Origin of the sequence: Massilia sp. 2TAF26, from assembly GCF_052115005.1 — a bacterium.
In the GTDB taxonomy this organism is placed as follows: domain Bacteria; phylum Pseudomonadota; class Gammaproteobacteria; order Burkholderiales; family Burkholderiaceae_D; genus Telluria.
Window position 1 is genome coordinate 88,069 of sequence record NZ_JBFRFV010000006.1, and the last position, 17,553, is coordinate 105,621.

A 17,553-nucleotide genomic window follows, 5' to 3' on the forward strand; every position below is an offset into this window, starting at 1 on the left:
GAGACCCTCGGCAGGTTGATCAAGCCTCCACCATTATGAAATTCGATGTTGTAATCGTCGGCAGCGGCCTGGCCGGCCTGTCGGTTGCCCTCCACCTGGCGCAGACCCGCAAGGTGGCCATCATCTCCAAACGCGAACTCCTCGACGGCGCCAGCAACTGGGCGCAGGGCGGCATCGCCGCCGTCCTCGATTCCGGCGACAGCCACGACCAGCACATTGCCGACACCCTGGTGGCCGGCGCCGGCCTGTGCGACGAAGCCGCCACCCGCTTCATCGTCGAGCACGGCCGTGAAGCCATCGAATGGCTGATCGAGCAAGGCGTGCCCTTCACCCGCGACGAAAGCGCGGAACTCGGCTTCCACCTGACGCGCGAAGGCGGCCACAGCCAGCGCCGCATCATCCACGCCGCCGACGCCACCGGCCACGCGGTCCAGGTCACGCTGGAACAGAAGGTGCGCGCGCATCCGAACATCGCGCTGTTCGAGCATCACAGCGCGATCGACGTGATCACTTCCGACAAGCTGAGCGCCGGCGGTGTGCACGGCGGCGCCCCGAGCCTGGTTGGCCAGCCGCGCTGCTACGGCCTCTACGTGCAGGACGAGCAGAGCGGCAAGGTGCTGACTTTCGAGGCGGAACACACCGTGCTGGCCACCGGCGGCGCCGGCAAGGTCTATCTGTACACGACCAATCCCGACACCGCCACCGGCGACGGCATCGCCATGGCCTGGCGCGCCGGCTGCCGGGTGTCGAACATGGAATTCATCCAGTTCCACCCGACCTGCCTGTACCACCCCTACGCGAAGTCCTTCCTGATCAGCGAGGCGGTACGCGGCGAAGGCGGCCTGCTCAAGCTGCCGCCCGAAGCCGGCGCCGCGGCCGGCACTCGCTTCATGCCGGCCCACGACGAGCGCGGCGAACTGGCCCCGCGCGACGTCGTGGCGCGCGCCATCGACTTCGAAATGAAGAAGCGCGGCCTGGATTACGTCCACCTGGACATTTCCCACCAGAGCCCGGAATTCATCAAGGAGCACTTCCCGACCATTCATGCCCGCTGCTTAGAATTAGGCATCGACATCACCCAGCAGCCGATTCCGGTGGTGCCGGCCGTGCACTTCACCTGCGGCGGCGTGGTGACCGACCTGGCCGGCCGCACCGACATCCCGGGCCTGTACGCGGTCGGCGAGACCGCGTGCACCGGCCTGCACGGCGCGAATCGCCTCGCCAGCAACTCGCTGCTGGAATGCCTGGTGGTCGGCCGCGCCTGCGCCCACCAGATCGCCGCCGCGCCGCCGGCCGAGCTGCCGGACCTGCCGGCCTGGGACGAAAGCCGGGTCACCAATGCCGACGAAGAGGTCGTCATTGCCCACAACTGGGACGAACTGCGGCGCTTCATGTGGAATTACGTCGGCATCGTGCGCACCACCAAGCGCCTGGAACGCGCGCACCACCGCATCCGCCTGCTGAAGGAAGAGATCGACGAGTATTACCGCAACTTCCGCGTCACCAATGACTTGCTGGAGCTGCGTAACCTGGTCGAAGTGGCGGACCTGATCGTGCGCAGCGCATTGTCGCGCCGGGAGAGCCGCGGGCTGCATTATTCGCGGGATTATCCGGATACCTTGCCGAAGGCGCTGCCGAGTGTGTTGACGCCGCGGCGCCGTTAACGTCATTCCCGCGGAAGCGGGAATCCATGCCGGGTCACGGACCGTGGTGTCATCGCCTGGCTGCCAACTGAACGGTTTCATGAGCCCGGTATGGATCCCCGCTTTCGTGGGGATGACGGTTTTTCGTTCGCGGCCTTGATGATGAACCAAAAACTCACCCCCTCCACCATCCTGCTCCTGGCGGTCCCGCCCCTGCTCTGGGCCGGCAACGCCATCGTCGGCCGCCTGGTGCGCGAGGCCGTGCCGCCGATGACCCTGAACCTGCTGCGCTGGACGATCGCGCTCCTCATCCTGCTTCCGCTGGGCCGCGCCGCGCTGAAACCCGGCAGCGGCGTGCTGGCCAACTGGCGCCGCTATGCGCTGCTGGGCCTGGCCGGGGTCGGCCTGTACAACTCGCTGCAATACCTGGCCCTGCAGAGTTCCACGCCGATCAACGTGACCCTGGTCGCGTCCGGCATGCCGGTGTGGATGATGCTGGTCGGGCGGCTGTTCTTCAAGGTGCCGGTGCGGCCCCGGCAGGTGGCGGGCGCCGTGCTGTCCATCCTCGGCGTGCTGGTGGTGCTGTGCCGCGGCGATATTCACCAGTTGCTGAGCCTTAGGCTCGTAGCCGGCGACCTCTACATGATCCTGGCGACCATCGCCTGGTCATTCTATAGCTGGATGCTGCTGCAGCCGAAGGACACGCCGGCGCTGCGCGCGGACTGGGCGGCCTTCCTGGCGACCCAGGTGGCTTATGGCCTGCTGTGGTCGGCACTGTTCACCGGCGTCGAATGGGCCGTCGATGCGCATGCGATCGCCTGGAGCGGCACACTGGCCGCAAGCCTGCTGTTCGTCGCCGTCGGTCCGGCCGTGCTGGCCTACGCGCTGTGGGGCGCCGGCATCCGCCGCGCCGGGCCCGGCATTGGCGCCTTCTTCGTCAACCTGACTCCGCTGTTCGCGGCCCTGCTGTCCTCGGCCTTCCTGGGCGAATTGCCGCACGCCTACCATGGGCTGGCCTTCGCCCTGATCGTCGGCGGCATCGTCGTTTCCAGCCGGCGCTGAGCAATGCTGCAGCGCGGCGCAAGAGCCGGTATCGTGTGTCCGTCCCGTCAGTAAGGGTGTTACGATCCCGAGGGAAGACAACGAGGAACCACCACAATGGCTGAAGGTTTTACCGTCCACGACCACGCGGCCCGGCTCGCCGAATTCCTGGACCGCCACCCGCGCGCCCTGGTGCTGACCGGCGCCGGCCTGTCCACCGCGTCGGGCATTCCCGACTACCGCGACCGCGACGGCACCCGCCGCGGCCGCCCGCCCATCCATGGGCCGGATTTTCGCAAATATGACCACGTCCAGAAACGCTACTGGGCGCGCAGCATGATCGGCTGGCCGGTGCTGTCCAGGGCGCGGCCGAATCCCGGCCATGTTGCGATCGCAGCATTGGAGAAGCTGGGCAAGATCGGCTCGGTGCTGACCCAGAACGTCGACGGCCTGCACGGCCAGGCCGGCAGCCACAGCGTGCTCGAACTGCACGGCAATATCCACGCGGTGGTCTGCCTGGACTGCCCGGCCTTGTTTCCGCGCGCCTTCGTCCAGGGGCAACTGGCCGACCTGAACCCGCACATGCTGCATGCGGACGCGACCCCGCTGCCGGACGGCGACGCGTCGGTCGAGCCGGCCGAGCTGGCGGATTTCCGCCTGCCGCAGTGCGTGTGCTGCGCCGGGACCCTGATGCCGAACGTCGTGTTCTTCGGCGATAACGTCCCGCCCGCGCGCACCGCCATCGCCCTCGACCAGATGGCGCGCGCCGACGCCCTGCTGGTGGTCGGTTCCTCGCTGATGGTGTATTCGGGCTTCCGCTTCGCCCGCATGGCGCGCGCCAGCGATAAGCCGATCGCCGCGATCAATCTCGGCCGCACGCGCGCCGACGACCTGCTCGACATAAAAATCGAAGAATCCAGCGAGCGGGTATTGCCCCTCGTGGTCGAGCTGCTCGCAAGGACTGGGGCTGGATCTGAAAGAGTCACGCCATCCATTCAACTCGACGGGGGAACATTGTGACGAATAACATCAAAGGCTGGCAGATCGGCGCCGCCGCGGCCGGGCTGGGACTGGCCGCATCCTTCTTTTACGTGCGCGCGAAAACGAAACAGGCCGAGGCCGAGAATCCGCCGCAGGGACGCTTCGTGAAGGTCGATGGCGTGCGCCTGCACTACATCGAGCGCGGCGAAGGCCCGGTGCTGGTCCTGCTGCACGGTAACGGCGTGATGGCCAACGATTTCGAGCACAGCGGCTTGCTGGACCGCGCCGCCGAGCACTACCGCGTGATCGCCTTCGACCGCCCGGGTTTCGGTTACAGCGAACGTCCGCGCAGCAAGGTGTGGACGCCGCAGGCCCAGGCCCGGCTGCTGCACCATGCCTTGCAGGAGCTGGACGTCGAGTCCGCCATCGTCCTCGGCCACTCCTGGGGCACGATGGTGGCGCTGTCGATGGCGCTGGAGGCGCCGGATTTCGTGCGCGGCCTGGTGCTGCTGTCGGGCTATTACTACCCGAGCCTGCGCCTCGATGCGCCGCTGATGTCGGGCCCGGCCATCCCCGTGGTCGGCGACCTGATGCGGTTTACGATTTTGCCCCTGATGACCCGCATGCTGTGGCGCCCGCTGATCAAGAAAACCTTCGCGCCGATGCCGGTGGCGGATTCGTTCCGCCGGTTGCCGCCCTGGATGGCCCTGCGCCCGAGCCAGCTGCGCGCCAGCGCCGCCGAAAGCGCGCTGATGGTGCCGGCGGCGATGTCGCTGGCCAAGCGCTATCCGGAGCTGAAGGTGCCGGCCCTGATCCTCGCCGGTACCCAGGACCAGATCGTCGACTTCGGCCACAATTCCGAGCGCCTGAGCGAGCGGGTTCCGGACAGCGAGCTGCAGTTGCAGCCAGGCGTCGGCCACATGACGCATTACGCGCATCCGGACCAGGTCATGGCGGCAGTCGATTCGATCGCGGCGCGGGTGGGCGAGCCGGTGCTCATGCGCACGCCGCAGGCGGAGGCGATGGCGCGGGCCAGCGAGAGCGGGGTCTGAGCCTCAGCCCCGGCGGACGCTCAGCCAGTCGCGGAGGGCGCGGATGATCGCGGCATCGTTCGGATGCGCGGCAATCCCGGCCAGGCGTGCGGCGGGCACCAGGTGCACCGCCTGGGTCTCCCAACCCATGGCCGAGGGACAGCCGCCGATGCGTTTCGCGAGGTAGTAGCGGGTATAGGTTTGTGTGCGCCGGACGTCCAGCAGGAAGGCTTCCAGGCGCACGGCGAGGCCGGATTCCTCGAACACTTCGCGCACTGCCGTTTGCTGCAAGGTAGCGCCCGGGTCCACCCGGCCTTTCGGAAAGGTTGCGCTGTAGCCGCCGAAGCCGTTGGTTGGCGACACAAGCCAGACGCGGCCGTCATCCTCGACGACCACCGCGCCGGCCGCGGCCTTCATGCCGGGCGGCAGGATGAATTCAGGCTCCTCGACCGTGTCGCCAGCGCCAACTGGAAGCACGCACGGTGCCAGCACGACCCCATTCAGTTCGGCCGGCATCGCGCAAGCGGGTACGGCTAGCGCCTGTGCGCCGGAGTCCGCCCAATGCGTCAGGGCGGTGGGCGAACTGGGCCGGTGGATGACGACCAGTTCGCCGTCATCGTTGCGGCAGGGATGATGAATCACACCGCTCAGCCGACGATCCTGAGCGAATAGTCGGTCGCCCGCACATCCTTGGTCAGGCTGCCGACCGAAATGCGGTCGACGCCGGTTTCGGCAATCGCCCGCACGGTCTGCATATTGATGCCGCCGGAGGCTTCCAGCAGCGCACGGCCGTCGTTGATTCGCACGGCCTCGGCCATCATGTCCAGATCAAAGTTATCCAGCAGGATCGAGACGGCGCCGGCCGCCAGCGCTTCCTGCAGTTCGGCGATCGACTCGACCTCGACCTGGATCGTCACGCCGGCATTCAATGCCGCCGCGGCGTTCAGGGCCGCGGTGATGCCGCCGGCCGCCGCGATGTGGTTTTCCTTGATCAGGATGCCGTCGTAGAGTGCCATGCGCTGGTTGGCGCCGCCGCCCACGCGCACCGCGTACTTCTGCGCCTGGCGCAGGCCAGGCAGGGTCTTGCGGGTGTCGAGGATCTTGGCGCGGGTGCCGGCCACGACTTCGACGTACTTGCGGGTGGCGCTTGCCACGCCGGACAGAAGCTGCAGGAAGTTCAAGGCGGCGCGCTCGGCCGTCAGCAGCGAACGCGGCGAACCTTCGATCGTGCAGACCACGCTGTCCGCGGCCATCAGGTCGCCTTCGGCGTACTGCCAGTCGATCTCGATGTCCTGGTCGACCGCCAGCATGATGCCCTCGAACCAGGGGGCGCCGCACAGCACGGCTTCTTCGCGGACGATCACGCGCGCTTTCGCACGCGGCTCGTCCGGCACCAGCTTGCCGGTCAGGTCGCCGGTACCGACGTCTTCCAGCAGCGCGGCAAGGAGGTTCTGTTCGAACGCGGCTTGCAGCTTTTCGTTGAAGGCACCGCCTTCTTCCGCGAATGGGTTACGTAAGGTCGTCATGCGGGTCCGATTCCAGAGAACAGTTTGCTTTCCTGCTCCAGCGAACCGGTCGGCAGGGCCTTGGCTTTCTTGGCGGCGGCGAAATCGAGCATGCGGTCGATGGCGCGCTTGGCCTGGCGGCCGGTTTCCGGATCGACGTGGATCTCGTTGCGTCCGTCCGTCGCTTCCAGTACGGCGGCCAGGTTGACCAGGCCGTTCATCGCCATCCACGGACAGTGGGCGCAGCTCTTGCAGGTGGCGCTGTTGCCGGCCGTCGGCGCATCGATGAAGTGCTTGCCCGGGGCGGCGGCACGCATCTTGTGCAGGATGCCGTTGTCGGTGGCGACGATGAAGGTGGTCGCATCCATGGTGCGGGCGGCGTCGATCAGCTGGGTGGTCGAGCCGACCGCGTCTGCCTGTTCGACCACATTGGCCGGCGATTCCGGGTGCACCAGCACCTTCGCGTCCGGATACTGGGCGCGCAGCAGGTCGAGTTCGATGCCCTTGAACTCGTCGTGCACGAGGCAGGAACCCTGCCACAGCAGCATGTCGGCGCCGGTCTTCTTCTGGATGTAGGCACCCAGGTGGCGGTCGGGCGCCCACAGAATCTTCTTGCCCTGCTTGTGCAGGTAATCGACGATGTCCAGGCCGATCGACGAAGTCACCATCCAGTCGGCGCGCGCCTTCACGGCGGCGGAGGTGTTCGCGTAGACGACCACGGTGCGGTCCGGGTGCTGGTCGCAGAAGGCGGCGAACTCGTCGGCCGGGCAACCCAGGTCCAGCGAGCAGGTCGCGTCCAGGTCCGGCATCAGGATGGTCTTTTCGGGGCTGAGGATCTTCGCGGTCTCGCCCATGAAGCGCACGCCGGCGACGACCAGGGTCTTTGCCGGATGGTCGCGGCCGAAGCGCGCCATTTCCAGCGAGTCCGAGACGCAGCCGCCGGTTTCCTCGGCCAGGTCCTGCAGGTCGGCGTCCACGTAGTAGTGGGCGACCAGCACGGCTTCTTTTTCCTTCAGCAGGCGCCGGATGCGGTCCTTGAGGGCTTCCTTCTCGGCCGCCTCGACGGGCATTGGTGCGCGCGCCCAGGCTTCCGAGGTCGAGCACACGCCGCCTACGGGGCGGTCGTACTCGAAGGTTTTGATTGGAGCAATGGTATTCATATCAATGTCACCATGGTTTCGTGGGCACGGTGTGCCCACCCTACGAAGCAATGTAGGGTAGGCGCACCGTGCCCACGTTATTTCTTGTTCGCGTCACGAAAACTTATTCGAGGCCCTGGCTCTTCAGGTAATCCTCGTAATTGCCCTGGAAGTCGACCACGCGGTCTTCCTTCACCTCGAGGATGCGGGTCGCCAGCGAGGACACGAATTCACGGTCGTGCGAGACGAAGATCAGGGTGCCGGCATACTTGTCCAGCGCAATGTTCAGCGACTCGATCGATTCCATGTCCATGTGGTTGGTCGGCTCGTCGAGCATCAGCACGTTGTGACGGCCCAGCATCAGCTTACCGTACATCATGCGGCCCTTCTCGCCGCCGGACAGCACGCGCACCGACTTCTTGACCTCGTCTCCGCCGAACAGCAGGCGGCCCAGGATCGAGCGCACGGCCTGGTCGTCGTCGCCTTCCTTGGTCCACTGGCCCATCCAGTCGGTCAGGTTGAGGTCGGTGGCGAATTCCTCGGTCGGATCCTGCGGCATATAGCCCGGGTTCGCGTTCTCGGCCCATTTGATGCGGCCGGTGTCGGCGTCCATGCCGGTGACTTCGTGGCCACCGATGGAGCGCAGTAGGGTCGTCTTGCCGGCGCCGTTGGCGCCGATGATGGCGATGCGCTCGCCGGCCTCGACCATGATCGAGAAGTTCTTGAACAGCGTGCGGTCGTAGGACTTGGTCAAGCCCTCGGCCTCGACGGCAAGACGGTGCAGCTTCTTCTCGCCTTCGAAACGCACGAAGGGATAGGCGCGCGAGGACGGCTTGAATTCCTCGATCTTGATCTTGTCGATCATCTTGAGGCGGGAAGTCGCCTGGCGGGCCTTCGACTTGTTGGCCGAAAAGCGGCGCACGAAGTCCTGCAGCTCGGCCACTTTTTCCTTAGCCTTGGCATTGTTCGCCAGCTGCTGGTTGCGGGCCTGGGTCGAGGCTTCCATGTAATCGTCGTAGTTACCCGGATAGACCTTCAGGGTGCCGTAGTCCATGTCGGCGACGTGGGTACAGACCGAGTTCAGGAAGTGACGATCGTGCGAGATGATGATCATCGTCGAGTTACGCTGGTTCAGCATGTCCGCCAGCCAGCTGATCGTGTGGATGTCCAGGTTGTTGGTCGGCTCGTCCAGCAGCAGGATGTCCGGATCCGAGAACAGGGCCTGGGCCAGCAGTACGCGCAGCTTCCAGCCCGGCGCCACGGCGCTCATCGGGCCCTGGTGCAGGTCGGTGCCGATACCCAGGCCCAGCAGCAGCTCGCCGGCACGCGCTTCGGCCGAGTAGCCGTCGTATTCGGCGACCTTGCCTTCGAGCTCGGCGGCCTTCATGTAGTCGTCGTCGCTTGCTTCCGGGTTCGCGTAGATGGCGTCGCGCTCGGCGATCGCGTTCCACAGTTCGGTGTGGCCCATCATGACGACGTCCAGCACGCGCACGTCTTCGTAGGCAAACTGGTCCTGTCGCAGCTTACCGAGGCGCTCGCCCGGGTCGAGCGAGACATTGCCGCCCGACGGCTCGAGGTCGCCGCCAAGGATCTTCATGAAGGTCGACTTGCCGCAACCGTTGGCGCCGATCAGGCCGTAGCGGTTGCCGTCGCCGAATTTGACGGAGATGTTCTCGAACAGCGGCTTGGCGCCGAACTGCATCGTGATGTTGGCTGTAGATAGCACTTGGTAACCTTCCTGCGGAGTTAACGCGACATGCGCGGTTCTATTCAATAACCGTGCATTTTACCATTGCGTAGCTACAGAGTGAGCAGCCCGCCACTATGAAGGCGGGGAAATCCTCTCAACCGACGCGAACGGTCGGATAATCGGACATCGTCAGGCGCCAGCCGGACTTGGCCGACACCAGATGCCCCTGCGCCCCGAATGGAATCGTCACGCGGCGCTGGATATGCCCGAACTCCAATCCGGTCAGCACCGGACACGGCAGGGTCGCACGCAGATAGGCCAGCATCTCGTCGAAGTTGTAGCCGTTATCGGCCGGCGCCAGCCGGTAGCCCGAGAAATCGCCCAGCACGATCGCGCGCTGGCGCGCCAGCACGCCGGTCTGCATCAGCTGGAGCAGCATGCGTTCGACGCGGTAGGGGTGTTCGGCGATGTCTTCCAGGAACAGGATGCCGCCATCGATACGCGGGAAGTAGTCAGTACCGGCCAGCGACATGATCATCGCCAGGTTGCCGCCCCACACCGTGCCGTTCACGTCCAGCGCCGGATTTTCCCTGCCCTCCCCTGTCACGCTGTGGGTCGGGCCCGCCAGGCAGCGCCAGAAATCGCCGAGGGTGAACTCGTCCGGCTCCGCCGCACTGAAATCGCCGGCGAACATCGGGCCGGCGTAGCTGATCGCGCCGCGCCGGGCGTAGAGCGCCATGTGGAAGGCGGTGATGTCCGAGAAGCCGACGAAAATCTTGCCGCTGTCGGCCATGCGGTCGAAGTCGATGTGCGGCAGCAGGCGGGTCATGCCGTACTGGCCGCGCAGCGCGATCACGAGCTGCACGTCCGGATCCGCGGCGGCCGCGTTCAGCTGCGCCAGGCGCGACTCGTCGGTGCCGCCGAAGCGCAGGTGGCGCTTGTCGTGCTCGTAGTAGTTATGGACCAGGATGCCCTGGGATTCGAGGCGGGCGATGCCGCGTGCTACTGTTTCGGCATCGGGCGCGTAGCCGCCCGGCGCGACCAGCGCGATGCCAATTTTCGGAGTGATCACTGTTTGACGAAAAGCCGCGGTGTTGAGTCGGGCGTCATCTTACCGTGGGCATGGGCGTCGATCAAGGCAAGCAGCCTCTCCAGTAATTGGGTCGGCAGGTCGTGACCCATGCCTTCGATCACTTCCAGGCGGGCGTTCGGAATCGCCTCGGCGGTGTCCGCACCGCAGGCCAGCGGCACCATCGGGTCGGCGGCGCCATGGATCACCAGGGTCGGGGCGACGATGGTGTGCAGTTGCGTCCTGCGGTCGCCGCTGGCGGTCACGGCCAGGATCTGGCGCAGCACGCCGCCTGGGCAGCAATTGCGCCTCAGTGCGCGCGCCACCCGGCGGCGCAATTCCTTTTCAGGGGTCGGATAAGTCGGGCTGCCGATCGCCTGCAGCAACTGGACGCCATGCTCGACCATCGCATCGGCATCGTTCGGCTTGGGTCGGCGCATCAGGGCGCGCTTCACGGCGGGCGCCGGTCCGGGCAGGCCGCGCCGTCCGCTGCTGGACATGATCGACGTCAGGCTCAGCACGCGCGAAGGATATTTGGCGGCCATCAACTGCGCGATCATGCCGCCCATCGACATCCCGACCACGTGGGCGCGCGCCACGCCCAGGGCCGACAGTACGCCGACCGCATCGTCGGCCATGTCTTCCAGGGTATAGGGAGGGCGGATCGGCCAGCGCAGCAGCGACTTCAGCCAGGCCAGGACCAGGTTCTGGGTGCCGGCATGCTCGAACTTGGTGGAGAGGCCGGTATCGCGATTATCGTAACGGATCACGTAAAAGCCGAGCTCGACCAGGCCTTCGACGAACTCGTCCGGCCAGGCCGTCAGCTGCAGGCCGAGGCCGGAGATCAGCAGCAAGGGCACGGCTTTCGGATCGCCCGCGGTGTCGAAGGCGATGCGGATGCCGTTGGCGTTCAGGCTAGGCATGGCGGCAACACTCGCGCCGGTATCGCCCGCGCAAGGAACGGAAGCGGAGGGGGTGCTGGGCGACGTTCGAATGGTCCACGTGAGTCTCCGCGCCACTATGCGGGTGGCGTAGATCCAGCATACCATTTTCGGCAGATAGTGGGCGCTACGCGATGTGGCGGAACGAGGCGGAACTAGCCCTTGCGCGCCGCGCGGCGCTCGGCAAAGAAGCCCTTCAGCATGGCGCCGGCCTCCTCGGCCAGCACGCCGCCGACGACTTCGGTGTGGTGATTCAGTTCCTCGTGCGCGAACAGGTCGAGCACGGAGCCGCACACCCCGGTCTTGGGATCGGTGGCGGCGTAGACCACGCGCGCGAGGCGTGCGTGCATCATCGCGCCCGAACACATGGCGCAGGGCTCGAGCGTCACGTAGAGCTCGCAGCCCGGCAGGCGGTAATTGCCGAGCTTTTCGGCCGCCGCGCGCAGCGCGACGATTTCCGCATGCGCGGTCGGGTCGTGGCGCCCGATCGGCTGGTTGAAGCCGGTGGCGATGACTTCACCATCCTTGACCACCACCGCGCCGACCGGCACTTCGCCGGCCTCCCAGGCCTTGCGCGCTTCCCGCAGCGCCAGCGCCATGTAGGCGCTGTCGCGGGCGCCTGCGGCCGGCTCCGGCGGCAAGGAATCAGGCATCGGTGATCTCGGCCCAGCAGTTCGGGGTTTCGTGCAGCACCAGCTTCTGCAGGCGCAGGCCGGTACCGTAGCGGTCGGTGTAGGCGGCTTTCAGGATGTTCCAGGCGACCTGCGCCAGGTTCTCGACGGTCGGGATGCGGTCGATGACGATGGTCTTGTGGCCCGGCAGGCTGGCCAGGAAATCGCGCACCTTCTCGTCCTTTTCGTAGACCAGGAAGGCGTGGTCCCAGACGTCGACCAGGTGTTCCTTGGCAAGCGCCTTGATGTCCGAGAAGTCCATGATCATGCCGTTGTCGGAATTGCCTTCCGAATCGATGACGGCGCCGGTGAGCGTGATCTCGAGGGTGTAGCGGTGGCCGTGCAGGTTGCGGCACTGGCTCTTGTGGTCGGGAATGCGATGGCCGGCATCGAATTCGAGCTTGCGGGTAATGGTCAGCATAAATGTGGGCAGTACTGGCGCGGGAGCGCTCAGGGGATTTGCAGGAGTTTGTGGGTCTGGATGCTCAGCTTCCACTTCGGATTGCGGCGGCAGGTCTCGATCGCCAGGCGGGTGTTCTGGGCGGCCAGCAGGCCGTCCATCGGCTGGACGTAGAAATTCTCGAAGTCGAGGTGTTCGTAGGCAGCCAGATCCTGGCCGGCCTGCGGGATCACCACCTTGATTTCATTGCCCTTTTCGACCACCAGCTTCGAGCCCATCTTCGGGCTGACGCAGATCCAGTCGACGCCTTCCGGCACCGGCAGGGTACCGTTGGTCTCGATCGCGATGGTGAAGCCGCGCGCGTGCATGGCGTCGATCAGGGCCTTGTCGAGCTGCAGCAGGGGCTCGCCGCCGGTGAAGACCACGTACTTGCTGGCCGGGTAGCTGGCCGGCCACAGGCCGTCGATTTCGTCGGCCAGCAGCGCCGCGTCCTTGAACTTGCCGCCGCGCTCGCCATCGGTGCCGACGAAATCGGTATCGCAGAACTGGCAGACGGCGCTGGCGCGGTCGCTTTCGCGCCCGGTCCACAGGTTGCAGCCGGAAAAGCGGCAGAACACCGCCGGACGGCCGGCGTGCGCGCCTTCGCCCTGCAGGGTATAGAAAATTTCTTTGATGCTGTAAGTCACGGTAAAAGTCCGGTTAAGCCCCTCGTCAACCTTCCATTATACCGCGCGCGGGTACAACTGCAGTAGACCCCGAATTTATTGACTATCGGCAAAATATATCCGTTCGGAAAGTCGTATCTTTTCATGGCGGAAAGTTCCTACGACCTTAGGAGGCCGACCATGAAGACAATGCAACACGCCCGCTACGCCGTCTACGCCCTGAGCGCCATCCTGCTGCTGGCGGGACTGTGGCGTGCCGGCGCCGGTGCCGACGCCATGCTGCCTGAACGTCTGCGTGCGGGCGCCGTCCTCCTGCTGGGCATGGCCGTGTTGTACGCGGCCCTGTTCCGGCGGGTCCGCAGCGAAGACCGGATCGCCGGCCTCGAGGCCGCGCTATGCCGCGAAGAATCGGCCCGTACCCGGTCCGACCAGGCTTTCGCGGAAGCCGACCTGCTGCTGGCCCGCATGGCGGCACGCGCGAGCGGCGACTGCGCCGGCGATCCGCAGGGCCAGTTGGTCGTCATACAGGCCGAGCTGACCCAGATCCAGCAGCGCTGCGCCGCCGACCAGGCGATCCGCAGCCGCCTGGAACTCCTGCGCACCCGCCTCGACCGCCTCGGCACCAGCCTGCGCAGCAATTCCCGGGCCGCCGAGCCCGGGTGACAGCAGCGGCAGACTCATGCCGCGCATTTCTAGGAAAATTCCTGCTTAGAAATCTTCTTGCCTTTAATCAATAGGGCGCGAAGTGCCGTCCCGCACAATCGGATCTTGTCAGCAATCAATTTATTGCTCAACAGACAGATCAGAGGACGGCTTATGACAGGCACGACGACAATGCCACGGCTCATGGACGGCGCCAGCGCGAACGGTGAACGCGCCTTCGCGCACCAGCTCATGGAAATGCTGGCGATTCCCGTATTCGTGCTCGACACCAGTTGCCGCGTGATGATCTGGAACCGTGCCTGCGAGCACCTGACCGGCGTGCCCGCCAGTGAAGTCGTCGGCACCCGCGAGCACTGGCGCAGCTTCTTCGACGAGCAGCGCCCCACCTTGGCCGACATGGTGGTGCAGGACCGCGCCGGCGAGATTCCCAGCATCCATCCGCGCCAGGGCTACGGCATCCCTTCCGGCCAGCCCAGCCATGTGTCGGCCGAAAGCTGGTTCGACATGCCGCGCGTCGGCCGGCGCCGCTACCTGGCCGCCGATGCCAGCCCCATCTACGACGAGCGCGGCCGCCTCGCCGCCGTGGTCGAAACCCTGCGCGACCTGACCGCCGAAAAGATGGCCCAGATCGCCCTCGAGCAGCTGGCCATCCGCGACGGCCTCACCGGCCTGGCCAACCGCCGCTGCTTCGACGACACCCTGCAGGCCGAATGGTCGCGCGCGCTGCGCCAGCGCCAGCCGCTGTCGCTGCTGATGGTCGACGTCGACAACTTCAAGGCCTTCAACGACGCCAACGGCCACCTCGGCGGCGACGAATGCCTGAAGCGCATCGCCACCGCCGTCGCCAGCGAGATGCGCGCCAACGACCTGGTGGCCCGCTACGGCGGCGAGGAGTTCGCCGTGATCCTGCCGAACCAGTCGCTGAAGGGCGCCGCCAGCGTGGCCGAGCGCATCCGCACCCGGGTCGAGCAGTTGCAGGTGCCGAACCGCCTGGCGGCCGGCCAGCGCGTGACGGTCTCGATCGGCGCCGCCACCGCGCTGGCGTCGCCGGATACCTCCGCATCCGACCTGGTGGCCACCGCCGACGCCGCCCTCTACCGCGCCAAGCACATGGGCCGCAACCGGATCAGCCTGCCGCAGTCGGAACCCGCCTGAGCCGCATACATACTTGATTGTCCTATATCTTTCCTTGGGAATACTCTATGCTGTCGCGCACAGTATTTTTCCCAAGGAGATCGCGTGACTCAGTTGTCCAAGTTCGTCCCGCTGGCAGCCCTGCCCATGGCCCTGTCCATGGCGCTGCCGGCCCTGGCCGCGCCCGCTTCGGCGCCATCGAAATCCGACGTCCTCCCGTTCAAGGCCACTGAAAAACAGCTGCCCAACGGCCTCAAGGTGATCGTGGTGCCGACCGGCTTCCCGAACCTGGTTTCGGTCACCATTCCGGTGCAGACCGGTTCGCGCAATGAAGTCGAGCCGGGCAAGTCCGGCTTCGCCCACTTCTTCGAACACATGATGTTCCGCGGTACCAAGGCCTACCCGCCCGAGAAGTACCAGGAGATCATCACCAAGGCCGGCGCCCGCCAGAACGCCTACACCAGCGACGACCTGACCAACTATTACACGACCTTCGCCAAGCAGGACCTCGAAACCGTGCTGAAGGTCGAGGCCGACCGCTTCCAGCACCTGGATTACTCCGAAGCCGCGTTCAAGACCGAATCGCGCGCCGTGCTGGGCGAGTACAACAAGAACAGCGCCAATCCGATGCAGAAGCTGTTCGAGGTCCAGCGCGATGCCGCCTTCAACACCCACACCTACAAGCACACCACGATGGGCTTCCTGAAGGACATCGAGGACATGCCCAACCAGTACCAGTACTCGAAGGTCTTCTTCGACCGCTGGTACCGCCCGGAGCGCACCACCATCATCATCGCCGGCGACGTCGATCCGAAGAACGCGGTGGCGCTGGTCGAGAAATACTGGAGCGCTTGGCGCCGCGGCTCCTACAACGTCGCGGTCCCGGCCGAGCCCGCCGCACAGGGAGCGCAATACCGCCACGTAAGCTGGCAGAGCCCGACCCTGCCGCTGGTGACGGTGGCCTTCCGCGCTCCGGCCTTCTCGGATACGAAGAAGGACCAGGCCGCGCTGTCGATGCTGCTGTCGCTGTCGTTCGGCCGCACCTCGCCGCTGTATAAACGCCTGGTGCAGGACGAGCAGAAGGTCGACCAGCTGTTCGACTACACCCCGGCACGTGTCGACCCGTCGCTGGTGACCATCGGCGCCCGCGTCAAGAAGCCGGAAGACGCACTGTACGTACGCAATGCCATCCTCGAGACGGTGGCCAAGCTGCGCGACGTCCCGGTCACGAGGCAGGCACTGGAAGATGCCCAGTCCTCGGAAAAATACGGCCTGATCCGCAGCCTGGACAATACCGACACCATCGCCCAGACCCTGGCTTCCTACGTACACTACGACCGTTCCTACGGCACCATCAACCGCTACTACCGCCTGATCAACACCCTGACGCCGGCCGACCTGCAGGCGGCGGCGCGCAAATACCTGGTCGACGACGCGATGGTGGTGACGACCCTGTCGCACGACGCCCTCCCGGCCGGCATCGAGGCCCTGCCGAAGCTGGCCGACATGGCGCCCAAGGCCACCGACGCCAGGTTCGACGTGCTGGTGCAGAAGACTGCCCTGCCGCAGGTGCGCTTCAAGCTGCTGTTCGAAGCGGGAGCTAGCCAGGACCCTGCCGGCAAGGAAGGCCTGGCCGCCCTGACCGCGGCCATGGTCGCCCGCGCCGGCTCCTTTGATCGCAAGTACGACGAGGTGACCAAGGCCCTGTTCCCGATCGCCGGCGGCTTCGGCGAGCTGACCGACAAGGAAATGACCACCTTCACCGGCACCATCCACAAGGACAACTGGAACCAGTTCCTCGACATCGCCCTGCCCCAGCTGCTCACGCCGGGCTTCCGTGAGGACGACTTCCGCCGCCTGAAGGATGCCCAGAAGAACGCACTGGTGCTGGACTTGAAGGACAATAACGAGGAAGAGTTCGGCAAAGAACGCCTGCAGGCCAATATCTTCGCCGGCACGCCCTACGGGCATCCGGTCCTGGGCACGGTCAAGGGCATCGACTCGATCACCCTGGACGACGTCAAGAACTTCTACCGCCAGGCCTATGCGCAGGGCGCGCTGCGCGTCGGCATCTCGGGTGACGTCAGCCCGGAGATGACCGCCCAGCTGAAGACCCGCCTGGCCGGCCTGCCGGAAGGCGCCGGCCTGCCGCGCATCGCCAAGCCCCAGGGCCGCATGCCGCAAGGCCTGGAAGTCGAGATCATCGAGAAGAACACCCGCGCCACCGCGATTTCCTTCGGCCTGCCGATCGAGGTCAACCGTGCACACCCGGACTTCGCGGCCTTGTGGCTGGCCAAGACCTGGCTGGGCGAGCATCGCGCCTCGAACTCCTACCTGTACCAGCGGATCCGCGAAGTACGCGGCATGAACTACGGCGACTACGCCTACATCGAAGCCTTCCCACGCGGCATGTTCGGCTTTTTCCCGAGCCCGAACCTGGGCCGCAAGTCGCAGATCTTCGAAATCTGGATCCGTCCGGTCGCGCCGCAGAACGCCCACATGGCGCTGCGCATCGCGCTCACCGAACTCGGCAAGCTGATCGACCAGGGCCTGACCCAGGAACAGTTCGAAGCCACCCGCGACTACCTGATGAAGAACGTGTTCGTGATGACGGCGACCCAGGACGCCCAGCTCGGCTACGCCCTGGATTCGCAGTGGTACCGCACGCCGGAATTCACGCAGATGATGCGTGACGGCCTGTCGAAGCTGAGCGCGGCCGACGTCAACGCCGCGATGCGCAAGCACCTGTCGGCGAAAAACCTGTCGGTGGTCTTCATCACCAAGGATGCGGCCGGCCTGAAGGACAAGCTGGTGAGCGATGCCTTCTCGCCGATCAGCTACGACGCGACCAAGCCGCAGGCCCTGCTGGACGAGGACAAGGCGATCGGCGCGATGAAGCTGGGCATTCGTCCGGAGGCGGTCAAGATTACGCCGGCGGTGCAGGTGTTTGCGCAGTAAACGCTCCGTTCGGACGTTTCGG

The 17,553-nt window shown here is 65.8% G+C and carries 16 protein-coding genes; 7 read left to right on the forward strand and 9 right to left on the reverse strand.

Translation table 11 applies throughout. The features are described from left to right. The first annotated feature begins 35 nt into the window (after positions 1-35). From nadB to AB4Z32_RS08380, 4 genes are all read left to right on the forward strand, one after another. On the forward strand, positions 36-1,664 hold the full coding sequence (nadB, locus tag AB4Z32_RS08365) for an L-aspartate oxidase (protein ID WP_442121380.1): 1,629 nt from the start codon (positions 36-38) through the stop codon (positions 1,662-1,664). A gap of 141 nt (positions 1,665-1,805) precedes the next feature. Then, positions 1,806-2,705: a DMT family transporter gene (locus AB4Z32_RS08370; protein WP_442121535.1), complete on the forward strand. Its 900-nt coding sequence runs from the start codon at positions 1,806-1,808 to the stop codon at positions 2,703-2,705. A 96-nt stretch (positions 2,706-2,801) separates the two neighbouring features. Continuing rightward, the gene (locus AB4Z32_RS08375; protein WP_442121381.1) at positions 2,802-3,704 is read left to right on the forward strand and encodes an NAD-dependent protein deacetylase; all 903 of its coding nucleotides are present in this window, start codon (positions 2,802-2,804) and stop codon (positions 3,702-3,704) included. Then, positions 3,701-4,717, forward strand: coding sequence for an alpha/beta fold hydrolase (locus tag AB4Z32_RS08380; protein WP_442121382.1), 1,017 nt, complete (start codon positions 3,701-3,703; stop codon positions 4,715-4,717). The genes AB4Z32_RS08375 and AB4Z32_RS08380 overlap by 4 nt, the downstream gene beginning before the upstream one ends. A 3-nt stretch (positions 4,718-4,720) precedes the next feature. On the opposite strand, the gene AB4Z32_RS08385 is transcribed toward AB4Z32_RS08380, so the two are convergent. The 9 genes from AB4Z32_RS08385 to queE form a co-directional block, all read right to left on the reverse strand. Continuing rightward, positions 4,721-5,173 (reverse strand): NUDIX hydrolase, encoded by a 453-nt coding sequence (locus AB4Z32_RS08385; protein ID WP_442121383.1) that lies wholly within the window; start codon positions 5,171-5,173, stop codon positions 4,721-4,723. A 170-nt stretch (positions 5,174-5,343) separates the two neighbouring features. Next, on the reverse strand, positions 5,344-6,222 hold the full coding sequence (gene nadC / locus AB4Z32_RS08390; protein ID WP_442121384.1) for a carboxylating nicotinate-nucleotide diphosphorylase: 879 nt from the start codon (positions 6,220-6,222) through the stop codon (positions 5,344-5,346). Further along, complete coding sequence (gene nadA, locus AB4Z32_RS08395; RefSeq protein ID WP_442121385.1) at positions 6,219-7,361, reverse strand: quinolinate synthase NadA; 1,143 nt, start codon at positions 7,359-7,361, stop codon at positions 6,219-6,221. The genes nadC and nadA overlap by 4 nt, the downstream gene beginning before the upstream one ends. Positions 7,362-7,464: 103 nt before the next feature. Next, positions 7,465-9,066 (reverse strand): ABC-F family ATPase, encoded by a 1,602-nt coding sequence (locus tag AB4Z32_RS08400; RefSeq protein WP_442121386.1) that lies wholly within the window; start codon positions 9,064-9,066, stop codon positions 7,465-7,467. A 118-nt stretch (positions 9,067-9,184) separates the two neighbouring features. After that, positions 9,185-10,102 (reverse strand): muramoyltetrapeptide carboxypeptidase, encoded by a 918-nt coding sequence (ldcA, locus tag AB4Z32_RS08405; protein ID WP_442121387.1) that lies wholly within the window; start codon positions 10,100-10,102, stop codon positions 9,185-9,187. Continuing rightward, on the reverse strand, positions 10,099-11,022 hold the full coding sequence (locus AB4Z32_RS08410; RefSeq protein ID WP_442121388.1) for an alpha/beta fold hydrolase: 924 nt from the start codon (positions 11,020-11,022) through the stop codon (positions 10,099-10,101). Before AB4Z32_RS08410 ends, ldcA begins: the two co-directional genes overlap by 4 nt. A 173-nt stretch (positions 11,023-11,195) precedes the next feature. Then, positions 11,196-11,693: a tRNA adenosine(34) deaminase TadA gene (tadA, locus tag AB4Z32_RS08415; protein WP_442121389.1), complete on the reverse strand. Its 498-nt coding sequence runs from the start codon at positions 11,691-11,693 to the stop codon at positions 11,196-11,198. Next, positions 11,686-12,132 (reverse strand): 6-carboxytetrahydropterin synthase QueD, encoded by a 447-nt coding sequence (queD, locus tag AB4Z32_RS08420; RefSeq protein WP_442121390.1) that lies wholly within the window; start codon positions 12,130-12,132, stop codon positions 11,686-11,688. Before queD ends, tadA begins: the two co-directional genes overlap by 8 nt. 29 nt (positions 12,133-12,161) lie before the next feature. Continuing rightward, positions 12,162-12,797, reverse strand: a complete 636-nt coding sequence (gene queE, locus AB4Z32_RS08425; RefSeq protein ID WP_442121391.1) for a 7-carboxy-7-deazaguanine synthase — start codon at positions 12,795-12,797, stop codon at positions 12,162-12,164. 159 nt (positions 12,798-12,956) lie between these two features. On the opposite strand from queE, the gene AB4Z32_RS08430 reads away from it, so the two are divergent. The 3 genes from AB4Z32_RS08430 (at position 12,957) to AB4Z32_RS08440 (ending at position 17,531) form a co-directional block, all read left to right on the forward strand. Then, complete coding sequence (locus AB4Z32_RS08430; RefSeq protein ID WP_442121392.1) at positions 12,957-13,439, forward strand: hypothetical protein; 483 nt, start codon at positions 12,957-12,959, stop codon at positions 13,437-13,439. 171 nt (positions 13,440-13,610) lie between these two features. Further along, entirely contained in the window at positions 13,611-14,594 is a 984-nt protein-coding gene (locus tag AB4Z32_RS08435; protein ID WP_442121393.1) for a diguanylate cyclase, read from the forward strand. An 84-nt stretch (positions 14,595-14,678) separates the two neighbouring features. Continuing rightward, positions 14,679-17,531 carry a M16 family metallopeptidase gene (locus tag AB4Z32_RS08440; protein WP_442121394.1) on the forward strand — a complete coding sequence of 951 codons (2,853 nt, stop codon included), beginning with the start codon at positions 14,679-14,681 and terminating at the stop codon, positions 17,529-17,531. The last annotated feature ends 22 nt before the right edge of the window (positions 17,532-17,553 follow it).